This is a genomic window from Williamsia sp. SKLECPSW1 (genome assembly GCF_054332755.1).
This window is the reverse complement of record NZ_JBTGLI010000002.1, coordinates 1-20078: the sequence shown is the minus strand read 5'-3', so window position 1 is coordinate 20078 and position 20078 is coordinate 1. Positions and strand designations below refer to the sequence as shown.

The following is a 20078-nucleotide window of genomic DNA, read 5'->3' as shown; positions in this document are numbered from 1 at the left end:
TCAGTCGGTGTCTGCGCGCCCGAGGTCGATGGTCGAGTCTGCCCGCTGACCACCGATCTTGGCGAATCTCGGGTCGGCGGCCAGCTCGTCGCCGATGTCGTCGATGACGTCGACGTCGGGCAGGAGCGGAGCGATGTCGGGCAGATCACTCAGCGAGGCCAGCCCGAGGCGCTCGAGGAACAACTCGGTGGTGGCGTACAGGATTCCCCCGCTGTCGGGATCGGTGCCCGCCTCGGTGATGAGACCCCGCGCGAGCAGCGTGCGCATGACGCCGTCGACGTTGACCCCGCGCACTGCGCTCACCCGGGTGCGGGTCACCGGCTGGCGGTAGGCGACGACCGCGAGGGTCTCCAGCGCTGCGCGGGTCAGCTTGCTCCGCGCGCCGTCGAGCAGGAGTTTCTCGACGTACGGCGCGAACTCCTGCCGGGTGTAGAACCGCCAGCCGTCGCCCGCGTACCGCAGATCGATGCCGCTGTTCCGGTCGGTGAACTCCGCGGCGAGCGCGGTGACGGTCGCCTCGATCCGCTCCTGCGGCTCCCCGATCGCCGAGGACAGCGCCTCGACACTCACCGGCGAGTCGACGACCAGCAGGATCGCCTCCAGCGCCGACCGCAGTTCGTCGTCGTCGAGCGGGTCGTGGATCTCGTCGGCGTCGACGACCGGCTGTTCGAACAGCCCGCCGTCCTCGGAAGCGGCCCCGTCGGCAGAGGTGTCGTCGGGAGAGGTGTCGTCGGCGCTGGCCTCGGCCGCGACGGTCTCGTCGGGCGCGCTGGCCTGCTCGTCGGGGTGCTCGTCGGTCATCCGTAGTCCTCCGCGGTGGTGGTCACGAGTTCCGCGGTGTCGCGTGCGCCCGACCACCGGATGTGCAGCATGCCCAGCGCCTCGGACTGTTCGAACTCGACGGCCTTCTGCCGGTAGAGCTCCAGCAGCGCGAGGAACCGGGCGACCACCTCCAGTCCGCTCCCGCACTCCGAGGCCAGCGTCCCGAAGTCGACCCAGCGCTGCGTACCGGCGCGGCGGAGGATGTCGCCGACGCGGGTGACCTGTTCGGGCACCGACACCGCATCCACGTCGTGCAGGTGCGAGAGCCCTACCTGCGGAACGGGTTTCGGCGCGAGCGCCGCGGCAGCCACCTGGGCGAACTGCCACGCGTCGACGCCGAGCGCGACCTCCGGCAACAGCTCCTCGTAGCGCGGTTCGAGCGCGACAGCCCGCGGATACCGTTGCAGCGCCGACGCTTCCAACTCCGCGAACAGTGCGGCGACCTGCTTGTACGCGCGGTACTGCAGCAGCCGCGCGAAGAGCAGGTCGCGCGCCTCCAGCAGTTCCAGGTCGCCGTCGTCCTCGACCTCACCGCGCGGCAGCAGACGCGCCGCCTTCAAGTCCAGCAGGGTGGCCGCGACGACGAGGAACTGGGTGGTCTGGTCCAGATCGGCGGCCGTGCCCAGGTTCTTCGTGTACGAGATGAAGTCGTCGGTGACCGCGTGCAGCGCCACCTCGGTGACATCCATCCGACGCTGGCTGATCAGGTCCAGCAGGAGATCGAACGGCCCGGAGAAGTTGGTCAACGAGACCGTGAACACCGACGGGTCGATCGCGGCGGACTCGGGCGTCTCGGCCTGGGGAGTCCCGGCCTGGGGATTCTCGGCCTGGGGGTTCTCGGCGTCGGCCGCAGTGTCGGTGACGGTCACGAGGACTTGCCGGTGCGGTGGATCACCTCACGCGCCAGCGCGCGGTAGGCGGTCGCCCCACCGGACTTCGGCGCCCAGGACGTGATGGGTTCCCCCGCCACGCTGGTCTCGGGGAAGCGCACCGTGCGGGCGATGACGGTGTCGTACACGGTGTCCCCGAACACCTCGACGACGCGCGCCATCACCTCCCGCGAGTGCAGTGTGCGGGCGTCGAACATCGTCATCAGGATGCCGCCGAGGGACAGGCGCGGGTTGAGCCGGTCGCGCACCTTGTCGATGGTGTCGGTGAGCAACGCCAGACCACGCAACGAGAAGTACTCGCACTCCATCGGGATGACGACGGTGTCGGCGCACGCCAGGGCGTTGACGGTGAGCAGCCCCAGCGACGGCTGGCAGTCGATGAGGACGTAGTCGTACCGATCGAGCACGGGGTGCAGGGCGCGCGCCAGGGTGTGTTCGCGGCCGACCTCGTTGACCAGCTGGATCTCCGCGGCGGACAGGTCGATGTTCGACGGCAGCAGATCCAGGCCGTCCACACGGGTGCTCATCAGCACGTCGTCGACCGACACCTGCGGCGGCACCAGCACGTTGTGGACGGTGAGTTCGAGTTCGTGGTGCGGGACACCGAGTCCCGCGGACAGCGCGCCCTGCGGGTCGAGGTCGACGAGGAGGACCCGCCGGCCGTACTCGGCGAGCGCCGCCCCCAGGTTGATCGTCGAGGTCGTCTTGCCGACGCCGCCCTTCTGGTTGCAGACGGCGATCACGATCGCCGGGCCGTGCCGGTCCAGCTGCGTCGGCTCCGGGACCGGGCGGTTCACGCGGCCGGTCGGGCCGAGGTCCTCGTCGGCGGGCGCGGCGGGCGCGGTGTCGGCCTGGGCGGTCGCGCGAGCGGGCGCGTCGATCGTGAGGTGGTACTGGCCGTTCACCGTGCCGGGAGCGCCGTCGGTCACACCCGGGGCCGGTGGCTGGGGTGTGGTCACGTGCGGCTGCTCCTTCTCGACGTGGGCTGCTCGGATGCCCTCACAGCCTAGTGCGTGGCGGGTCGCAGACCGCGGCGCATCGCCGGGTCACCGCGTCACCGCGCCCGGGGGTGCGCGGTGGCGTAGACCTCCCGCATCGCCGACACCGTGACCAGCGTGTACACCTGCGTCGTGGTCACCGAGGCGTGGCCGAGCAGTTCCTGCACGACGCGCACGTCGGCGCCGCCGTCGAGCAGGTGGGTGGCGAAACTGTGCCGCATCGTGTGCGGGGACACCGCTGTCTGCAGTCCCGCGCGTTCGGCGGCGTCGGAGAGCACCTGCCAGGCGCTCTGACGCGACAGGCGCCCGCCTCGGGCGTTGAGGAACAGGGCCGGGTTGTACCGGCTGACCAGCGCCGGCCGGCCCCGGACCAGGTAGGCGTCGAGCGCCTCGAGCGCGGGGCGGCCGATCGGGACGATCCGCTCCCGGCCACCTTTGCCGCGCAGCAGCACCGCGCCGGAGGTGGCGGTCATGTCGTCGATGTCGAGAGCGACGGCCTCGGAGATGCGGGCGCCGCAGCTGTAGAGCAACTCGACGAGCGCCCGGTCCCGCAGGCCGCGCGGGGTGTCGGAGGCGGCACCTCCCCCGGCGGCCTCGATGATCGCGACCACCTGGTCGACGGGAAGCGACTTGGGCAGGCGTCGCGCGGCCTTCGGTGGGCGGACCGCGTGCGCGACGTCGGTGGGGGTGATGCCCTCCGCGGCGGCGAACTTGTGCAGCCCCCGCGCGGCGACCAGGGTCCGGGCGACGGAACTGTCGGCCAGGGCGGGTTCGGCGCGGTCGGGGTCGCCGGTCCGCAACGCGACGAGGTACTCCCGGACGTCCTCCTCGGCGACCTCGGCGAGCGACGTGACGCCGCGGGATTCGAGGTACCGGCGGTAGCGGTCGAGGTCGCGACCGTACGAGCTGAGCGTGTTGGCCGCCGCGCCGCGTTCCACCGCGAGGTGGTCGAGGTAGCGACGGATCTCGTTCGCGAGATCCGTCGTCGACGCTGCCGTCATCGCGGCCTGCTCAGCGATCGGCGTGCCGGCGGTCGAGCGCGGTCGGCTGGTCCTGCCACGGCGCGTCCGGACCGCGCAGGTCGACCTCGGCCGAGAGTGCGTGGGCGTAGGCCAGGATCCCGCAGACGCTGGTCACGTTGACGATCTCGCCACGGAACACCATCGCGACGGCCTCGTCGACGTCGACCCAGTCGATCTGCATGTCGGCTTCCTCGTCATGCGCCTCCGGGCGGTCGACGGACCGGAGATCCTGAGCGAGGAACACCCGCAGCGCCTCGTCGGTGAAGCCCGGCGAGCTGGCCACGTCGACGAGCGAGTGCCACGTCTGGGCCTCGACGCCGACCTCTTCGACGAGTTCGCGTGCCGCCGCCTGCACCGGCGTCTCGTCACCTCCGGAGTCCATGAGTCCCGCAGGGAGTTCCCGCAGCGCGCGCTGCACGGGGTGGCGGTACTGCGTGACGGTGGCGATCCGGCCCCAGTTGTCGACGGCGACGATCGCGACGGCACCGTGGTGTTCGACGACCTCGCGGTGCGCGGTGGTCCCGCCGGGCATCGTCACCTCGTCGACGCGCAGCGCGAGGATCGCCCCGTCGTAGACGGTGCGGGAGTCGACGACCTCGTAGACGTGCGAGCCCGGTTCCCCGGCCCTCGGCTCGTCCCGGCTGTCGCTCATGCCCCTGCTTCGGCGACACCGGCGGCCGCGCCGGTCGGGACGTCGATCTCGTCGTCCTCCGGATCGCCGTGCACGTTGACCGGGAGTCGTTCTGCAGCCTTGTATCTCAGCGCAGCGAGAACGAACGCCGCGAACAGCGGATGCGGGCGGGTGGGGCGGCTCTTGAGTTCCGGGTGCGCCTGGGTGGCGACGAGGAACGGGTGGATCTCGCGCGGGTACTCGACGAACTCGACGAGATGCCCGTCGGGCGAGGTGCCGCTGAACTTCAGGCCGGTGCTCGCGATCTGCTCGCGGTAGGCGTTGTTCACCTCGTAGCGGTGACGGTGACGCTCGGAGACCTCGGTCGTCCCGTAGGCGTTCGCGACGATCGAACCACGTTCGAGCACCGCGGGATACGCGCCGAGACGCATCGTGCCGCCGAGGTCGGCCTCACCGGCGACGGCCTGCTCCTGGTCGGCCATCGTCGAGATCACGGGGTGCTCGGTGTCGGGGTCGAACTCGGCGGAGCTGGCGTCGGTGAGACCCGCCTCGCGGGCGGCCTCGATGACGATGCACTGCAGACCGAGACAGAGACCGAGCAGCGGGATCCCCCGGTGTCGGGCGTAGCGGATGGCGCCGACCTTGCCCTCGATGCCGCGGATCCCGAAACCGCCGGGGATGAGGATCGCGTCCACGTCACCGAGGTGCGCAGCGGCACCGGATTCGGTCGCACAGTCGTCGGACTGGACCCAACGGATCTCGGTCTTGGCCCGCGCGGCGAACCCGCCGGCACGGATCGCCTCGGTCACCGACAGGTAGGCGTCGGGGAGGTCGACGTACTTGCCCACCAGGGCGACGGCCACCGTCTCGCGCGGCTCGTGCACCCGGGTCAGGAGGTCACCCCAGACGGTCCAGTCGACGTCGCGGAACGGCAGCCCGAGCTTGCGCACCACGTACGCGTCGAGCTGTTCGCGGTGCAGCACCTTGGGGATGTCGTAGATCGACGGCGCGTCGGGGCAGGAGATGACGCCGTCGATCTCGACGTCGCACATCAGCGCGATCTTGTCCTTAAGCGGCTCCGGGACGTCGCGGTCACAGCGCAGGATCAGCGCGTCGGGCTGGATGCCGATGTTGCGCAGCGCGGCGACCGAGTGCTGGGTGGGCTTGGTCTTCAGCTCCCCCGACGGCGCGAGGTAGGGCACCAGGGACACGTGCAGGAACAGCACGTTGTCGCGGCCGACGTCGTGGCGGATCTGGCGTGCGGCCTCGATGAACGGTTGTGACTCGATGTCGCCGACGGTGCCGCCGATCTCGGTGATGACGACGTCGGGTTCGTTCCCGTCCGCGCCCGCGCGACGCATCGCCAGGACACGGTCCTTGATCTCGTCGGTGATGTGCGGGATCACCTGCACGGTGTCGCCGAGGTACTCGCCGCGCCGCTCCTTGGCGATGACGGTCGAATACACCTGCCCCGTGGTCACATTCGCGTCCTGCGAGAGGTCGCGGTCGAGGAAGCGTTCGTAGTGGCCGACGTCGAGGTCGGTCTCCGCACCGTCCTCGGTGACGAACACCTCGCCGTGTTGGAACGGGTTCATCGTCCCGGGATCCACGTTCAGATACGGATCCAACTTCTGCATCGTCACGCGGAGACCACGTGCGGTGAGGAGTTGACCGAGGCTCGACGCCGTCAACCCCTTACCGAGAGAGGACGCGACACCCCCGGTGACGAAGATGTGCTTGGTGCCCGAATGAGCGTGACGCAGTGGTCGCAAAGGTTCTCCCGTGGGGCCGGAGCAGGACCGAAACCTGCTCGCCTACGGGACTCAACCGTAACACCCCGGGGCGGCCTCGCGGCGCAACGGCGACGCGGGCCACGCCGTCGATCAGGTGGCGGGCGCCACAGCGGATGCGCCCGCACCCGTCCCGTAGGCGCCGGTACGTCCCCGCTGTGCCTCGGCGAGGGCCAACGCGGCGGCGATCCGACCTGCCGAGGTGTCGATGTCGTCGACGGTGGAGACCGTCTTCGCCAGCGAGCCGTCGGAGCGCACCACCGCGACCGGGGATCCACCGTCGGCGGATCCGTCGCGACCGGCGAGCACCGCTCCTGCCCCGCGTGCACCGAACGCCGCGGCTAAGCGGGCGACCAGCTGGCCGCGGGCACCGGAGTTCGGCGGTAGCGCTCCCCCGGTGACCACCACAGCGAGCTGACCCGGCGACACGGACCCGTCGACGTAGGAGATGTACCCGCCCTCGCGCAGTGCCTGCAGCCCCGCGGTCACGTCACCCGGGTTCACCGCGGCGGGTGACTGGACCTTGCGCAGCAGCAGCGCGCCGAGGAGGTCACCCACACGTCCGCCGGAGTCGGTGAGTTCGGGACGCAGCGTCGCGCCGGCGGGGATGGCCTGGTCGACGATGGTCGTCAGCTTCTGGGCGGAGGTGTCGCCGATGAGCTCGTCGGTCAGCCCGATCTGACCGGCGAAACCCGCCCCGGCCTGGTTGAGGATCTGCTTCATCGCGGTGACGTCGGCGTCGGCCGCGTCGGGGGTCGTCACCACCACCACGCTGCGATCGGCCAGCAGCCCGCGCAGCAGCCGCGGGGCGATGGCGGAGTTGAAGGAGTCCGACGCGTTCACCTGCGCGCTGAGCGCGTCGTTCTGCGAGCGCAGGGACGACGAGCCCGAGTCGTCGCCGGAGTTCACCCGGTCGCCGACGAAACCCGACCCGAGCGCGACACCGACGGCGAGCGCGAGGAAGACCGCGACCAGCGAGATCGCGTGCTGTCGCAGGGAGATCACCGGCTATCGGTTCCAGAGGTCCCGGGCCCACGCGTATCCGCGGTCCCACTCGGCGACCGCCCAGTCGGCGATCTCGGAGCCTGTGTTCGACATGACGATCGCGACGATGATCGCGGCCAGCGCGGCCAGGATCAGCAGCGCCACCGCCGCACCCGACACGCGGCTGCGGTACAGCGTCGCAACGGCTTTCGCGTCGACGAGCTTGTGACCGACCTTGAGGCGGGTGAGGAACGTCGACGGGTTCGACTCACGACGGCTGCGGTCGAAGAAGTCCTCGAGGGAGGCCGAGGCGCCCACGGTGACGACGAGCGCGGCGCCGTGGTGGTCGACGAGGAGCAGCGCGAGGTCGGTCGGCGACCCGACCGCCGGGAACGTCATCGCCCCGACACCGAGGTCCTGGATACGCTCGAGGCCGATCGCGTGACCGTCCGGATCGGCGGGGAGGACCACCTGCGCGCCCGACTTCAGTGTGGCCGAACGCATGACCTCCGGGTCGCCGACGATGAGGTCGGGCCGGTAGCCGGCGCGCATGAGGGTGTCCGCGCCTCCGTCGACACCGACCATGATCGGTGCGTACTCCTTGATGAACGGCTTGATCCGCTTGAGGTCCATCTCGTGGTCCGGGCCGTCACCGACCACGACGACGTGCCGACCCGCCATGTCGATGTCGACGTCGGGCACGCCGACGCCGTCGATGATGAGCGGCGACTCGCTGCGGATGTACTCGATGGTGTTGCCGGAGAACGCCTCGAGGTGGTCGACGAGTCCCGACTTGGCCTCGATCATCAGGCGTGCGACCTCACGCTCACCGAGTTCGGTTCCGCGGGCCAGCTTGTTGGAGCCGACGTGGACGTCGCCCTCGTCGAGGCGCACCTTCGCGCCGTCCTTGATGCGACGGAACACCTCGGGGCCCACGTCGTCGATCAGCGTGATGCCCGACGCCACGAGCACCTCAGGACCGAGGTTCGGGTACCGGCCCGAGATCGACGGTGAGGCGTTGACCACCGCCGTCACGTCCGCGGCGACGAGCGCGTCGGCGGTCCTGCGATCGAGGTCCTGTTCGTCGAGGAAGACGACGTCTCCCGGCCCGACCCGCTCGAGCAGCCGGGACGTGTTCTTGTCTATCCGGGCGATCCCGATGACGCCAGGAAGGGTGTCGGCGGTGCGCGAGAGAAGGGCAGGCATCTTCATGACGTCCATGGTCACCCTGACACCATGCGTCACATCGGCGCCACGCCGTAACTCATGAAACTTTTGTCACACGAGTAACACGCGCCACCGACAATCCCGCACCCGGGTCAGCCCGCGGCCTTCTCCCCCTCGGCGGTGTCCAGCAGTTCCTCGGCGTGCGCGCGACCGGTGTCGGAGTCACCGAGGCCGGCGAGCATGCGGGCGAGCTCGGCGACCCGACCGTCACGGTCGAGGGTGGTGACCGAACTCGTCACCGACGACTTCGCGGTGGTCTTGCCGATGACGATGTGGTGATCGGCGAAGGCCGCGACCTGCGGGAGATGGGTCACGACGATGACCTGGTGGTTGCGCGCCAAGGCGGCGAGTCGGCGACCGATCTCGACCGCGGCACGGCCGCCGACGCCGGCGTCGACCTCGTCGAACACCATGGTCGACCCGCCGCCCGGCCCGGCGAGGACGACCTCGAGGGCCAGCATCACCCGCGACAGCTCACCGCCCGACGCCGACCGCGCGATGGGCATCGGCGGGGCCGCGGCGTGTGCGGCCAGGGTGAACTCCACCCGGTCGACACCCGACGAACCCGCGTGGCACCGACGTCCGCCCACGTCCAACGCGCGGGAGTCGTTCTCGGCCGCCTCGTCGGGACCGACGGCGACGGCGAGCGTCGCGCCCGACATCGCGAGACCCTTCAGCTCGGCGCTCACCTTGCTGCCGAGGGTCGACGCCGCCTTGGTCCGCGCAGCGGTCAGCGCGGTCGCGGCGTCGCGCAGGGCGTCGGCGGCGGTGGCCGCGTCGGCCTCGAGCGACTCGACCGACACCGACGAGTCGTCGATCGCGGCGAGTCGTCGGCGGGCGTCGTCGCGCCACGAGATGACGCCGTCGATGTCGGGGGCGTACTTGCGGACGAGGTTCTTCAACTCGGCCTGTCGCGCGAGCACCTTCTCCAGCTCGCTGGCGTCGGCGGGCAGGCCGTGGAGGAAGCCGGCGAGCTCCTCCCCGATGTCACCGACCACCGAGAGCGCCTCCTCGACACGGGGCAACAGACCCTGCAGGGTCTGCTCGGAGGTCGACGACAGGTGCGAACGGACGTGTCCGAGCAGGTCGAGGACTGCGGGCACGTCGGGGTCACCGGCGTCGTCGGGCCCGGCCTCGCCGGTGATAGCGCCATGCGCCGCCGCGGCGATCGATCGCACCGCCTCCAGGTCGCCGAGGCGCGTGACCATCGCGGCCAGGTCCTCGTCCTCACCGGGTTGCGGTCCGACGGCGTCGATCTCGTCGAGGGCGTACCGCAAGCGGTCCGCCTCCTGGGCCCGCTCGCGTGAGTTGGCCCGACGTTCCTCCAGCAGGTCGACGGCGGTGACCCAGCGGCCACGCGCGGTCTCGTAGGCGGCGCGGGCCTTGGCGACGGGTTTGCCCGCGAACCGGTCGAGAGCGTCGCGCTGGTGGTCGGGGCGGACCAGTCGCAGCTGGTCGTTCTGACCGTGGATCGTGAGCAGTCCGCTGGTGAACCCGCCGAGAGTGCCGACGGGCACCGATCGGCCGCCGAGGTGGGCACGCGAGCGCCCCTCCGACGACACCGACCGCGCGGCGATGACGGTGTCGTCGTCGTCGAGCAGGGCACCGGTCGACTCGAGCAGCTCGGCGACGTCCGCGGGCGCCTCGCCGACACGGAATCGGCCCTCGACGACGGCCTTGTCCGCCCCGGAACGCACCCGCGCACCGTCCGCGCGGGCACCCGAGAGCAGGTGCAGGCTCGTCACCACCATCGTCTTGCCCGCACCGGTCTCACCGGTCAGCACCGTGAACCCGGCGTCGAACTCCGCCGACGCGTTCTCGATGACACCGAGCCCGCTGATCGTCAGTTCCTCGAGCACCTCACACCTGCCTCCCCCGCCAGCCGGTGACGGGCAGATCGAACTTGGTGACCAGTCGGTCGGCGAACGGATCGGAGTCGATCCGTACCCACCGCAGCGACTGCGCGCCCCGCACCACCTCGACGCGGGCGCCGGCCGGGACCTCGAGGGTCCGACGGCCGTCACACGACACGATGGCATGCTGCCGTGACCGTTCCACCTCGATGGCGATGACCGATTCGGGACTTGTCACCAGGGGTCGGGTGAACAATGCGTGCGCGTTCAGGGGTACGACGAGGATCGCCTCGAGGTCCGGCCACATCACCGGGCCGCCCGCGGAGAACGCGTACGCGGTGGAGCCGGTCGGGGTCGAGACGAGGATCCCGTCGGCGCCGTAGGAGGCCACCGGTCGGCCGTCGACCTCGGTGACCATCTCCAGCACGCCTTGATTGGTGGGGTTCTGGATGCTCGCCTCGTTGACCGCCCAGCTTCGTCCGATCACCTCGTCGTCGTCCACGATCGTCACGTCGAGGGTCATGCGTTCCTCGACGGCGTAGTCGCCGGCGATGAGCTGTTCCATCACCTCGTCGACGCGGTTCGCCTCGGCCTCGGCGAGGAACCCGATGTGGCCGAGGTTGATACCGAGAACGGGAGTGCCTGCGGGATAGGCGAGTTCGGCGGCACGCAGGAACGTTCCGTCCCCGCCGAGCACGATGACGAGCTCGCATCCGGCGGCCGACTCCTCGTCGCCGCTGGTCACCTCGACCTCGGCTCCCATGTCGCGCAGCTGGGCGGGGTCGACGGGGTGCGCGGTCGGGCCGATCCACCGGGCGCCGTGATAGCCACCGCTGATGTCGTGTTCGACGACGCGCAGTCCGACGCCCGCCGCCACGCAGTGGCGGGTGATGGCGGCGATCGTGTCGGTGACGATCTCGCGGCCGGTGTGGGCGACCACCAGGAACTCGCGGGCGCCGGATACCTCGGTCACTGGGGTCCCTTCTCGATCGCTGAGGTGATCGCCGCCCGGGTGGCGTCGGTGAGGGTGCCGTCACCCGCACCCGGCGGGGTGCGACGCAGCCACAGGAAGTATTCAACATTTCCCGACGGACCCGGCAGCGGGCTGGCCACGACGCCGAGCGTGGTCAGCGACAGGCCTGCGGCGGCCTCGGCGACCGCGGTCACCGCCTCGGCCCGCAACGACGGGTCGCGGACGACCCCGCCCGACCCGACACGGTCCTTGCCCACCTCGAACTGCGGCTTCACCATCGGGACGACGTCGCCGCCCTCGACGACGCACGCCGCGAAGGCGGGCAGGACCAGGCGCAACGAGATGAACGACAGATCGGCGACGACGAGGTCGACGGGACCGCCGATCGCGTCGGCGTCGAGATGGCGGACGTTGACGCGGTCCCGCACGTCCACGCGGTCGTCGGTCTGCAGCCGCCACACCAGTTGGCCGTAGCCGACGTCGGCGGCCACCACGGCACGCGCCCCGCGCCGCAGCAGGACGTCGGTGAACCCGCCGGTCGACGCACCGGCGTCGAGGCATCGGCGTCCGTCGACGACGAGACCCGCCGACGCGAACTCGTCGAGTGCACCGAGCAGTTTGTGGGCGCCGCGCGAGGCCCAGTCGTCGCCGTCGTCGGCGGTGACGAGGATGGGTGTGTCGCGTCCGACGTTGGTGGCGGCCTTGGTCGCGGCGACGCCGTTCACCGTCACCACGCCCTCGGCGATCAGCGCCTGCGCCTGCTCCCGCGAGCGGGCCAGCTTGCGGCGGACCAGTTCGGCGTCCAGCCGCGCACGGGGTGCCATCAGGGTGAGTCCACGCCGGGGCTCAGACCCGGTCGAGCCGGTCGAGTGCCGCGGTGAGCAGGCCGTGCGCGCCGTCGACGAGGTCGGCGGTGGCGTCGAGCGCGGCGATCTCACGACCGACCGCCTCGGTGTCGTCGGGGTCGGTGCTCCCCGGGTCGCGGACGACGTCACCGGCGATCTCGTCGAGGCGGTCGGTGATCTCACCGATCTGCGCGGCCAGTTCCGTCGGGTCGACCCCGGTCGTCTCCGGCGGCGCCGGCGACGGGGCAGGTCGGGAGCCCGGCATCTGCGCGGGCGACGGATGGCTCATCGACCGCCCACGCTATCCGAGGTCAGCCCGTGCCGTCGCGCTGCCGAGGCGGCCGTGTCGTCGTCAGTCACGACGGTCAGGTCCGACGGATCCGTGCCGGCCGGCAGATCGGCGGACCATGCGGCAGCGAGCACGGCCCCGGGGAACGCGGCGAGCGCAGCCTCGTCGTCCGCGCCTGCACCGGCGCCGATGCGGATCGTCGTGTCCTCGACGCGGATGTCCCAGTGGCTGTCGGGGCCGACGGCGACGGAATCCGCCTCGCCCAGCAGTCCGGTCAGGTCGGCCGCGACGTGGGTCGGTCGGGCGTCGGGCCCGGCGCAGATCGCGTCGGCGAGCGTGCTCACTCCGGTGAGGACGAACAGGCTGTCGAGTCCGACGGCGACGGCCCCGGCGATGTCGGTGTCGAGGCGGTCACCGACGACGATCGGTCGTGACGCGCCGCTGCGCGTGAGGACGTCCTGCATGTGCGGGGCGGCGGGTTTGCCGGCGACGAGTGGGGTGGCGCCGGTCGCCGAGGCGACCGCGGCCACCATCGAACCGTTGCCGACCAGCAGGCCCCGCTCCGACGGCAGGGTGGCATCGGTGTTGCACGCGATCCACAGGGCACCTGCGCGGATGGCGAGCGCGGCCTCGGAGAGCTGTGCCCACCCGGTCTCCGGGCTGTGGCCCTGCACCACCGCGACCGGACGGTCGTCGGCGCTGCGGGTGGTGGCGACACCGACCTCCCGGATCTCCTGCACGAGGCCGTCGGTGCCGACGACGAGCGCCCGCGAGCCCGGTTCGACGTGCTCGGCCAGCAGCCGTGCCGCGGTCTGCGCGCTCGTCACGACGTGGTCGGGCCGGGCCTCGAACCCGAGATCGGCGAGGTGGTCGGCGACCTCGGCGGGCCGACGACTGGCGTTGTTCGTGACGAAGTAGACGGGGACCGACAGCGCCTCGAGCGTCTCGCGGGCGTGGTCGATGGGGGCGCTGCCCGCGAAGAGCGTGCCGTCGAGGTCGGCGAAGACGGCGTCGTATCCGGCGACGAGGGCGGTCTCCGACACCTCGGCCGAGGGGGCGGGTTCGGTGGCCGGGGAGTCGTCCTCCGGCGGGGCGTCGGCCGTGTCCGTCTCGGCGACAACCGGTTCCGCGACCTCGTCGCGCGTGGGCGCGGGAGGAGCGACATCGTCGACCGGATCGGCGTGCTCGATCTCGTCGTGCTCGATCTCGTCGTGCTCGATCTCGTCGCCGTCGCCGTCGCCGTCGTCGGGGCCGTCGTCGCCGTCGTCGTCGTCGGGGGCGCCGTACGTGGCGGCGAACTGCTCGGGATCGGTGATCTCCATCAGACGCAGCTCGGCGTCGGTGACGTCGTCGACGTCCGCGGCGGCCGCGTTCATGAACCAGGTGACGGCGTCGTCCTCGCGGCCCGCCGCGTGCAGGGCGGTGGCGTAGGCGTAGAACAACCGCGCGGGGCCGGTGCCGTGCTGGGCGGGGTCGAGATTCGCCGATTGCAGTGTGACGACCGCCTTCTCGGGATCGCCGAGGTCGAGCCGCGCGCCGGACTCCACGATCGTCATCTCGACCGCCTCGTCGCCGGTGAGCCCGCGCCCCTCCTCGCTGCGGGCGATGTCGATGGCGCGATCGGGGTGGCCGAGGCCGCGCTCACAGTCGGCCATCAGGGGCAGCAGCACGTCGCTGCCCGACATCCGCCGCGCCGCACGCAGTTCGGAGAGCGCCTCGGCCCACTCCCCCGCGTTGTAGGCGGCGATGCCGGCGGTCTCGCGGACCACTGCGATGCGCCCGGCGCGACCGCGTGCGGCGCGTGCGTGCAGCAACGCCGCGGCGGGGTCGTCCTCGAGCAGCCGCGACACCATCACCAGATGCCGCGCGACGGCGTCGGCGTTGGTGCGATCGAGGGTCTTCAGATCCCGACGGACCTCACCGTCGAGGTCCTGCGGGGTGACATCGGCCGGAAGCGCCGGCTCGTCACGGCGGACGGTGCCGCGGCGGTCCGACTGGCCGCGATCCGTTCCGGGACGGTCACGACGGGAGGAGTCGGTGCGGGGTCGTTCGGTACGGGGGCGTTCGGTACGGGTGTGTTCGGTCCGGCGGTGCGGCCCGCGGCGGTCGTCGGTCATCTCGAATCCTCAACTCCTGACACACACGGACACCACGGAGACCGTGGACTCGTCCGGCACCCTGCTCGGACACACCCTGTGAAGTTCGCGCGATCAGCATATCGCCGAGCGCGAGTCGCCCCGACAGGCCCGGTGCGCACGTACGCTCGACCGATGCCCGTCGCAGACCGGATCGACCGAGCGCTCGAGACCATCGGGCTGGACGAGAAGCCCCACAGTCCGGTTCGCGGTGCACGCCTGACCGCGCGGGTCGGCGTCGCGCTCGGGGTCTGCTTCGCCATCTGTTTCATCACCGGGCTGCTCAGTCACTGGATCCAGCACCCGCCCGGCTGGTTCGCCTGGCCCACCAGTCCGGCCTGGCTGTACCGGTTCACCCAGGGCCTGCACGTCACGACGGGTGTCGCCGCGATCCCGCTGCTGCTGGTCAAACTCGGCACGGTCTACCCCAAGCTGTTCGCCCGACCGCGGATCGGTTCCCCCGTCCGCCTGCTCGAGCGTGCGTCGATCACCGTCCTCGTCGTCGCGAGCATCTTCCAGCTCTTCACCGGCCTGCTGAACATCGCGCAGTGGTACCCGTGGAAGTTCTTCTTCACCACCACCCACTATGCGACCGCCTGGATCGCCATCGGCGCGCTCGTCGTCCACATCGCGGTGAAGCTGCCGGTCATCCGCACCGCGCTCGGCGAACCGCTCGACGCTCCCGACGTCGAGCCCGACGGGTCACCTGCCCCCGAGCCGGACCGGCCCGACCATGCCGGCGTCCTCACCCGCCGCACCGTGCTCCGCAGCACCTGGGCGCTGAGCGGTCTCGCGGCCATCGCCGTCGTCGGCCAGTCGCTGCCGTTCGCGCGGTGGGTGTCGTTCCTCGCGCCGCGATCCGGCGAGGGCCCGCAGGGCCTCCCGGTCAACCGGACCGCACAGCAGGCCGGCATCACCGACGCGGTCCGCGGGGCCGACTACCGCCTGACGCTGGCCGTCGACGGACGTGAGACACCCCTGACGCTCGATCAGCTGCGTGCGATGCCGCAGAGCACCCGGGAACTGCCGATCGCGTGCGTCGAGGGCTGGAGCGCCTCCGCGACGTGGACGGGTGTTCGACTGTCCGACCTGCTGACCGTGGCCGGGCACCGGGGCGGTCGCGACACACGGATGGTGTCGCTGGACCGTGGTCTCTACGCGGTGTCGGTGCTGCCGGCGTCGTTCGCCGACGCCGACGACACCCTGATCGCCCTGCGCCTCAACGACGAGGAACTGAACCTCGACCACGGCTTCCCCTGCCGGCTGATCGCCCCGAACCGGCCCGGTGTGCTGCAGACGAAGTGGCTGACCCGGATCGAGGTGCTGTGATCACCGCGATCCGTGGCCTGCTCGTCCTCGCCGGTGTCGGCATGGCCGTCTACGGGGTCACCCTGATCACCGACTTCACCGCGCGCGATCAACTGTCCGTCGTGATCTGGGCCGTCGCCGGCCTGCTGGTGCACGACGGGATCCTCGCGCCGACCTACTCGGTGCTCGGCCACGCCGGGTCCCGCCTGCTCCCGTCCACGGTGTGGGCACCGGTCCTGGTGGCCACCGCGGCGACGCTGGTGCTGGTCGTGCTCGCCCTGCCCGTCCTGGCACCCCGCCCGGCCGGCGAGACACCGATGAACTCGTCGATCCTCGATCGCCCCTACGGACTCGGCCTGTCGATCGCCGTCGCCCTCATCTGGGTGCTCGCCGCGCTGGTCGCGGTCCGCAACCACCGGTCCGCCCGCCGTCGCGCAGTTTCGTCGGGACCGGCCGAGGCGACCGGATAGCAGCTACCAGCCCATGCGGACGCGGCGGATGGCCGGCGCACTCGACCGCGGCAGCAGATGCGCGGGGTCCGCGGGCGTCGACACCTCCACGTCGAGGCCGCCGACGAAGCGGTACGGGCTGCCCGCGACCAGACCGGGCAGCGCCCGCCGCAGCCGCGACATCTCGGCGCGCACGGTGACCACCCGGGTCGGATCCCCGAACAGGTCGGCCGCCAACTCCGCCGCCGTTCGACCGTCGGCCCCGTACGCCGACAGCAGGTAGAGGATCTCCGCGTGCCGGGGCGACACGGTCTGGGTCCAACTGCCCATCTCCCCCACGACACGCACCGACGGCTCACGGTCGGAGCACAACTCGACGACGAGACGCGTCGGCGCGTCGGTCAGGACACCGTCGGCGTCGGCGAGTCGGATCAGCCAACCGCCCGGCAGCGGGTCGAGATCGCATGACCCCAGCCCGGGGAGAAGTGCGCGGCCCGGCCCCACCTGGTGGGGCAGCGTCAGTCGGGCGCCCGAGTCGATGCCGTCGACCGCGGCGACCCAGCCGTGGTGGTCGACGGCGACGGCCCTGCCGGCCATGCGGGCCAGCATCGGTGCCGCCACCGTCCGGAGCCGATCGAGGCTGCGGCGGTGCACCTCTCGCAGGCGGGCCTCGGCGAGACGGGCGACGGTGTCGACGAGCGCGAGGGTCGTCGGATGGATCGTCGCCGCCGGCCCGCTGACGTCGACGACGCCGAGGACCTCCGCCGTGCGGGCGTCGCGGATCGGCGCGCCCGTGCAGGTCCAGGTGTGGTGCGTGCGGGTGAAGTGCTCGGCGGAGAACACCTGCACAGCCGAGCCGGCGACGAGGGCCGTGCCGATAGCGTTCGTACCGACGGCGCCCTCGGCCCAACTGGCGCCCTCGACGAACCCGAGGCGATCGGCCCGCGACAGCACACGCGGCGCGCCACTGCGCCACAGGACCCGTCCACCGCGGTCGGCGACGACGACGATGTTGTCGCCGTCGGTGGTCACCGCGTCGAGCCCTGCGGTCATCTCGGCGACGACGTCGTCGAGCCCGGACGCCCGGCGTTCCTGGTCGAGGTCGAGAACAGCCGGGTCCGGCGTCGCGCGGGCCATCCGGTCGGGATCGGCGCCGTCGGCCAGCAGTCGACTCCACGAGTCGTCGATGACGGTGCGAGGTCGTGCCGGCGCGCGGGTCCCCGACATCCGTGCGTCGTAGACAGCCGACAGGACCTCCGCGTGATGGCGCGGGTCGTCGCCCGCCATGATCGCGGGCTCGGGTGCGGTCGGGGTCGCGGAGGGTGTCGGCATGATGCGCACAGTGTGCTCCCGATCACATATCGGCGGCAACGATCACCGCGGGTGCAACGCGTCGCAACGGTTGCCCACCCACCGCCCCGGAGCGTGTGCTCTGCATCACACCACCCCCTCTGGAGGAGCACGATGACGCAGACGCTGGACCCCGCTCTCGACGACGCACACGAGCAGCACACACCGCAGGACCGGATGGATCGCTGGTTGGCGCGGTTCGAGTCGCGGCTCGCCGCACGCGATGTCGCCGGCGTGACGGAGCTGTTCCGGGTCGACTCCTTCTGGCGGGATCTCGTGTCCTTCACGTGGAACCTGCGCACATCGGAGGGACACGACGAGATCGGCCGGATGCTGGCCGCCCGTCTCGACGACACGGATCCGTCGGGCTTCGCGACGGTGGACGCGGCGACCGAGGACGGTGGCGTCGTCTCGGCGTTCATCGAGTTCCGCACCGCGGTCGGTACCGGCAAGGGCCACCTGCGCATCACCCGCGACGACGACGGCGAGGACCGTGCGTGGACGCTGCTGACGACGCTGCGGGAGCTGACCGGCCACGAGGAACCGCAGGGTGCCCGCCGGGTGATGGGGGCCGTTCACGGGCAGTCGGAGGATCCGCGGTCGTGGGCAGAGCGCCGCGAGGAGGAGGAGCGGGAGCTCGGCCGCTCCGTCCAGCCGCACACCCTCGTGATCGGTGGCGGCCAGGGGGGCATCGCGCTCGGCGCTCGTCTCCGGCAGCTCGGTGTCCCCGCGATCGTCGTCGACCGCCACGAACGACCCGGCGACCAGTGGCGGGGACGGTACAAGTCGCTGTGCCTGCACGATCCCGTCTGGTACGACCACCTGCCCTACCTGCCGTTCCCGGAGAACTGGCCGGTGTTCGCCCCGAAGGACAAGATCGGCGACTGGCTCGAGTTCTACACACGGGTCATGGAGGTGCCCTACTGGGGGTCCACCACGTGCCTGTCGGCATCGTTCGACGAGGAGTCGAAGCGATGGACGGTCGAGGTCGACCGTGACGGCGAGCGCCTCACCCTGCATCCCGAGCATCTCGTCCTCGCCACCGGGATGTCCGGCAAGCCGAACGTGCCGGACTTCCCCGGGATGGACGTGTTCACCGGCGACCAGCACCACTCCAGCGCCCACCCTGGCCCCGACGCATACGCCGGCAAGCGCGCGGTGGTCGTCGGGTCGAACAACTCGGCGCACGACATCTGCAAGGCACTCGTCGAACACGGCGCCGACGTGACGATGGTGCAGCGCTCCTCCACACACATCGTGAAGTCGGACTCCCTGATGGATCTCGGCCTCGGCGACCTCTACTCCGAACGTGCACTCGCCGGCGGGATGACCACCGAGAAGGCCGACCTGACGTTCGCGTCACTGCCCTACCGGATCATGCACGAGTTCCAGATCCCCATCTACGAAGCGATCCACGACCGCGACAAGGACTTCTACGACCGACTCGAGGCCGCCGGTTTCCGTCACGACTGGGGCGACGACGGCTCCGGCCTGTTCATGAAGTATCTGCGCCGCGGATCCGGGTACTACATCGACGTGGGCGCCTCCGAGATGGTCGCCGACGGCACCATCCATCTGGCCCACGGTCAGGTCGACCATCTCACCGAGGACACCGTCGTACTCTCCGACGGGACCGCGTTGCCGGCCGACGTCGTGGTCTACGCGACGGGATACGGATCGATGAACGGATGGGCCGCAGACCTCATCGGCCAGGATGTCGCCGACAAGGTGGGCAAGGTGTGGGGGCTCGGTTCGGACACGACCAAGGATCCCGGGCCGTGGGAGGGCGAGCAGCGCAACATGTGGAAGCCCACCCAGCAGGAGAACCTCTGGTTCCACGGCGGCAACCTTCACCAGTCACGGCACTACTCGCTGTACCTCGCACTGCAGTTGAAGGCGCGGTACGAGGGGTTGCCGACTCCGGTGTACGGGCTGCAGGAGGTGCACCACCTCAGCTGAGCGGGGCCGCCGCGACTACGAGGGTGGTGCCAGGTCGATGACGACCTGGCGCCGCCCTCTGTCGTCGGTGCGGGTGATCGCGTGTCCGTCGCGTCGACCACCACCGGGATGGTCGAGCGTGATGGGCGCCCCGTCACCGGAGAAGTTCTTCCACCATGACTTCTGCCCGGGCGCGGCGACCGTGACGGTCACCGTCTCACCCTTCTGCGTGTAGTTCACCGGCAGACGGATGGTCCGACCCGACTTCCGCCCCGTGTACTCGAGGACCACCATCGACCTGCCGAGCAGGCCGGCGACGCCCGGGACACGCAGCAGCGGGAAGACCGCCTTGTTGGCACCGTTGGCGATGCGTTGGAACAGGGTCATGCCGTGCGATCGTACGCGCCGGCGGCAATCGACCCCAGACATGCGACAAGGCCCCTGAACCGCAGTTCAGAGGCCTTGTCGTGATGTTGTGTTCGGCGGTGTCCTACTCTCCCACACTGGTTAGGGTGCAGTACCATCGGCGCTGGAGGGCTTAGCTTCCGGGTTCGGAATGGGGCCGGGCGTTTCC

The 20078-nt window shown here is 71.0% G+C and carries 18 protein-coding genes and 1 rRNA gene; 3 read left to right on the top strand and 16 right to left on the bottom strand.

Translation table 11 applies throughout. The features are described from left to right. From scpB to ACXVUM_RS15915, 13 genes are all read right to left on the bottom strand, one after another. A complete protein-coding gene (gene scpB, locus ACXVUM_RS15975; RefSeq protein ID WP_458522918.1) occupies window positions 1-801 on the bottom strand; it encodes an SMC-Scp complex subunit ScpB in 801 nt (266 codons plus the stop codon). Next, window positions 798-1691, bottom strand: coding sequence for a segregation and condensation protein A (locus ACXVUM_RS15970; RefSeq protein WP_458522917.1), 894 nt, complete (start codon window positions 1689-1691; stop codon window positions 798-800). Before ACXVUM_RS15970 ends, scpB begins: the two co-directional genes overlap by 4 nt. Then, entirely contained in the window at window positions 1688-2593 is a 906-nt protein-coding gene (locus ACXVUM_RS15965) for a ParA family protein (protein ID WP_458523530.1), read from the bottom strand. Before ACXVUM_RS15965 ends, ACXVUM_RS15970 begins: the two co-directional genes overlap by 4 nt. 173 nt (window positions 2594-2766) lie before the next feature. Then, on the bottom strand, window positions 2767-3711 hold the full coding sequence (xerD, locus tag ACXVUM_RS15960) for a site-specific tyrosine recombinase XerD (protein WP_458522916.1): 945 nt from the start codon (window positions 3709-3711) through the stop codon (window positions 2767-2769). A 10-nt stretch (window positions 3712-3721) separates the two neighbouring features. Then, complete coding sequence (locus tag ACXVUM_RS15955) at window positions 3722-4384, bottom strand: NUDIX domain-containing protein (RefSeq protein WP_458522915.1); 663 nt, start codon at window positions 4382-4384, stop codon at window positions 3722-3724. Next, window positions 4381-6135 (bottom strand): CTP synthase, encoded by a 1755-nt coding sequence (locus ACXVUM_RS15950; RefSeq protein WP_458522914.1) that lies wholly within the window; start codon window positions 6133-6135, stop codon window positions 4381-4383. The genes ACXVUM_RS15955 and ACXVUM_RS15950 overlap by 4 nt, the downstream gene beginning before the upstream one ends. Before the next feature lie 111 nt (window positions 6136-6246). After that, window positions 6247-7158, bottom strand: coding sequence for a copper transporter (locus ACXVUM_RS15945; protein WP_458522913.1), 912 nt, complete (start codon window positions 7156-7158; stop codon window positions 6247-6249). 3 nt (window positions 7159-7161) lie between these two features. Then, window positions 7162-8349 (bottom strand): putative cytokinetic ring protein SteA, encoded by a 1188-nt coding sequence (steA, locus tag ACXVUM_RS15940; RefSeq protein ID WP_458523529.1) that lies wholly within the window; start codon window positions 8347-8349, stop codon window positions 7162-7164. A 107-nt stretch (window positions 8350-8456) separates the two neighbouring features. Further along, window positions 8457-10223 (bottom strand): DNA repair protein RecN, encoded by a 1767-nt coding sequence (gene recN, locus ACXVUM_RS15935; protein WP_458522912.1) that lies wholly within the window; start codon window positions 10221-10223, stop codon window positions 8457-8459. Between the two features lies 1 nt (window position 10224). Beyond that, the gene (locus ACXVUM_RS15930) at window positions 10225-11190 is read right to left on the bottom strand and encodes an NAD kinase (protein ID WP_458522911.1); all 966 of its coding nucleotides are present in this window, start codon (window positions 11188-11190) and stop codon (window positions 10225-10227) included. After that, window positions 11187-12014, bottom strand: coding sequence for a TlyA family RNA methyltransferase (locus ACXVUM_RS15925; protein WP_458522910.1), 828 nt, complete (start codon window positions 12012-12014; stop codon window positions 11187-11189). The genes ACXVUM_RS15930 and ACXVUM_RS15925 overlap by 4 nt, the downstream gene beginning before the upstream one ends. A gap of 22 nt (window positions 12015-12036) precedes the next feature. Further along, entirely contained in the window at window positions 12037-12324 is a 288-nt protein-coding gene (locus ACXVUM_RS15920; protein ID WP_458522909.1) for a hypothetical protein, read from the bottom strand. Beyond that, the gene (locus ACXVUM_RS15915) at window positions 12321-14441 is read right to left on the bottom strand and encodes an HAD-IIA family hydrolase (RefSeq protein ID WP_458522908.1); all 2121 of its coding nucleotides are present in this window, start codon (window positions 14439-14441) and stop codon (window positions 12321-12323) included. The genes ACXVUM_RS15920 and ACXVUM_RS15915 overlap by 4 nt, the downstream gene beginning before the upstream one ends. Window positions 14442-14594: 153 nt before the next feature. Between ACXVUM_RS15915 and ACXVUM_RS15910 the strand changes: the two genes are divergently transcribed. Beyond that, window positions 14595-15788: a molybdopterin-dependent oxidoreductase gene (locus ACXVUM_RS15910; protein WP_458522907.1), complete on the top strand. Its 1194-nt coding sequence runs from the start codon at window positions 14595-14597 to the stop codon at window positions 15786-15788. Continuing rightward, the gene (locus tag ACXVUM_RS15905) at window positions 15785-16237 is read left to right on the top strand and encodes a hypothetical protein (RefSeq protein WP_458522906.1); all 453 of its coding nucleotides are present in this window, start codon (window positions 15785-15787) and stop codon (window positions 16235-16237) included. The genes ACXVUM_RS15910 and ACXVUM_RS15905 overlap by 4 nt, the downstream gene beginning before the upstream one ends. A 3-nt stretch (window positions 16238-16240) precedes the next feature. Here ACXVUM_RS15905 and ACXVUM_RS15900 read toward each other — a convergent pair whose 3' ends face one another. Beyond that, complete coding sequence (locus tag ACXVUM_RS15900) at window positions 16241-17548, bottom strand: GAF domain-containing protein (RefSeq protein WP_458522905.1); 1308 nt, start codon at window positions 17546-17548, stop codon at window positions 16241-16243. 132 nt (window positions 17549-17680) lie between these two features. Here ACXVUM_RS15900 and ACXVUM_RS15895 point away from each other — a divergent pair, with 132 nt between their 5' ends. Next, window positions 17681-19525 carry a flavin-containing monooxygenase gene (locus ACXVUM_RS15895; protein ID WP_458522904.1) on the top strand — a complete coding sequence of 615 codons (1845 nt, stop codon included), beginning with the start codon at window positions 17681-17683 and terminating at the stop codon, window positions 19523-19525. A 15-nt stretch (window positions 19526-19540) separates the two neighbouring features. Here ACXVUM_RS15895 and ACXVUM_RS15890 read toward each other — a convergent pair whose 3' ends face one another. Both ACXVUM_RS15890 and rrf read right to left on the bottom strand, forming a co-directional pair. After that, a complete protein-coding gene (locus tag ACXVUM_RS15890; RefSeq protein ID WP_458522903.1) occupies window positions 19541-19891 on the bottom strand; it encodes a hypothetical protein in 351 nt (116 codons plus the stop codon). Window positions 19892-19981: 90 nt separating this feature from the next. After that, a 5S ribosomal RNA gene (gene rrf, locus ACXVUM_RS15885) occupies window positions 19982-20078 on the bottom strand; the annotation flags it as partial.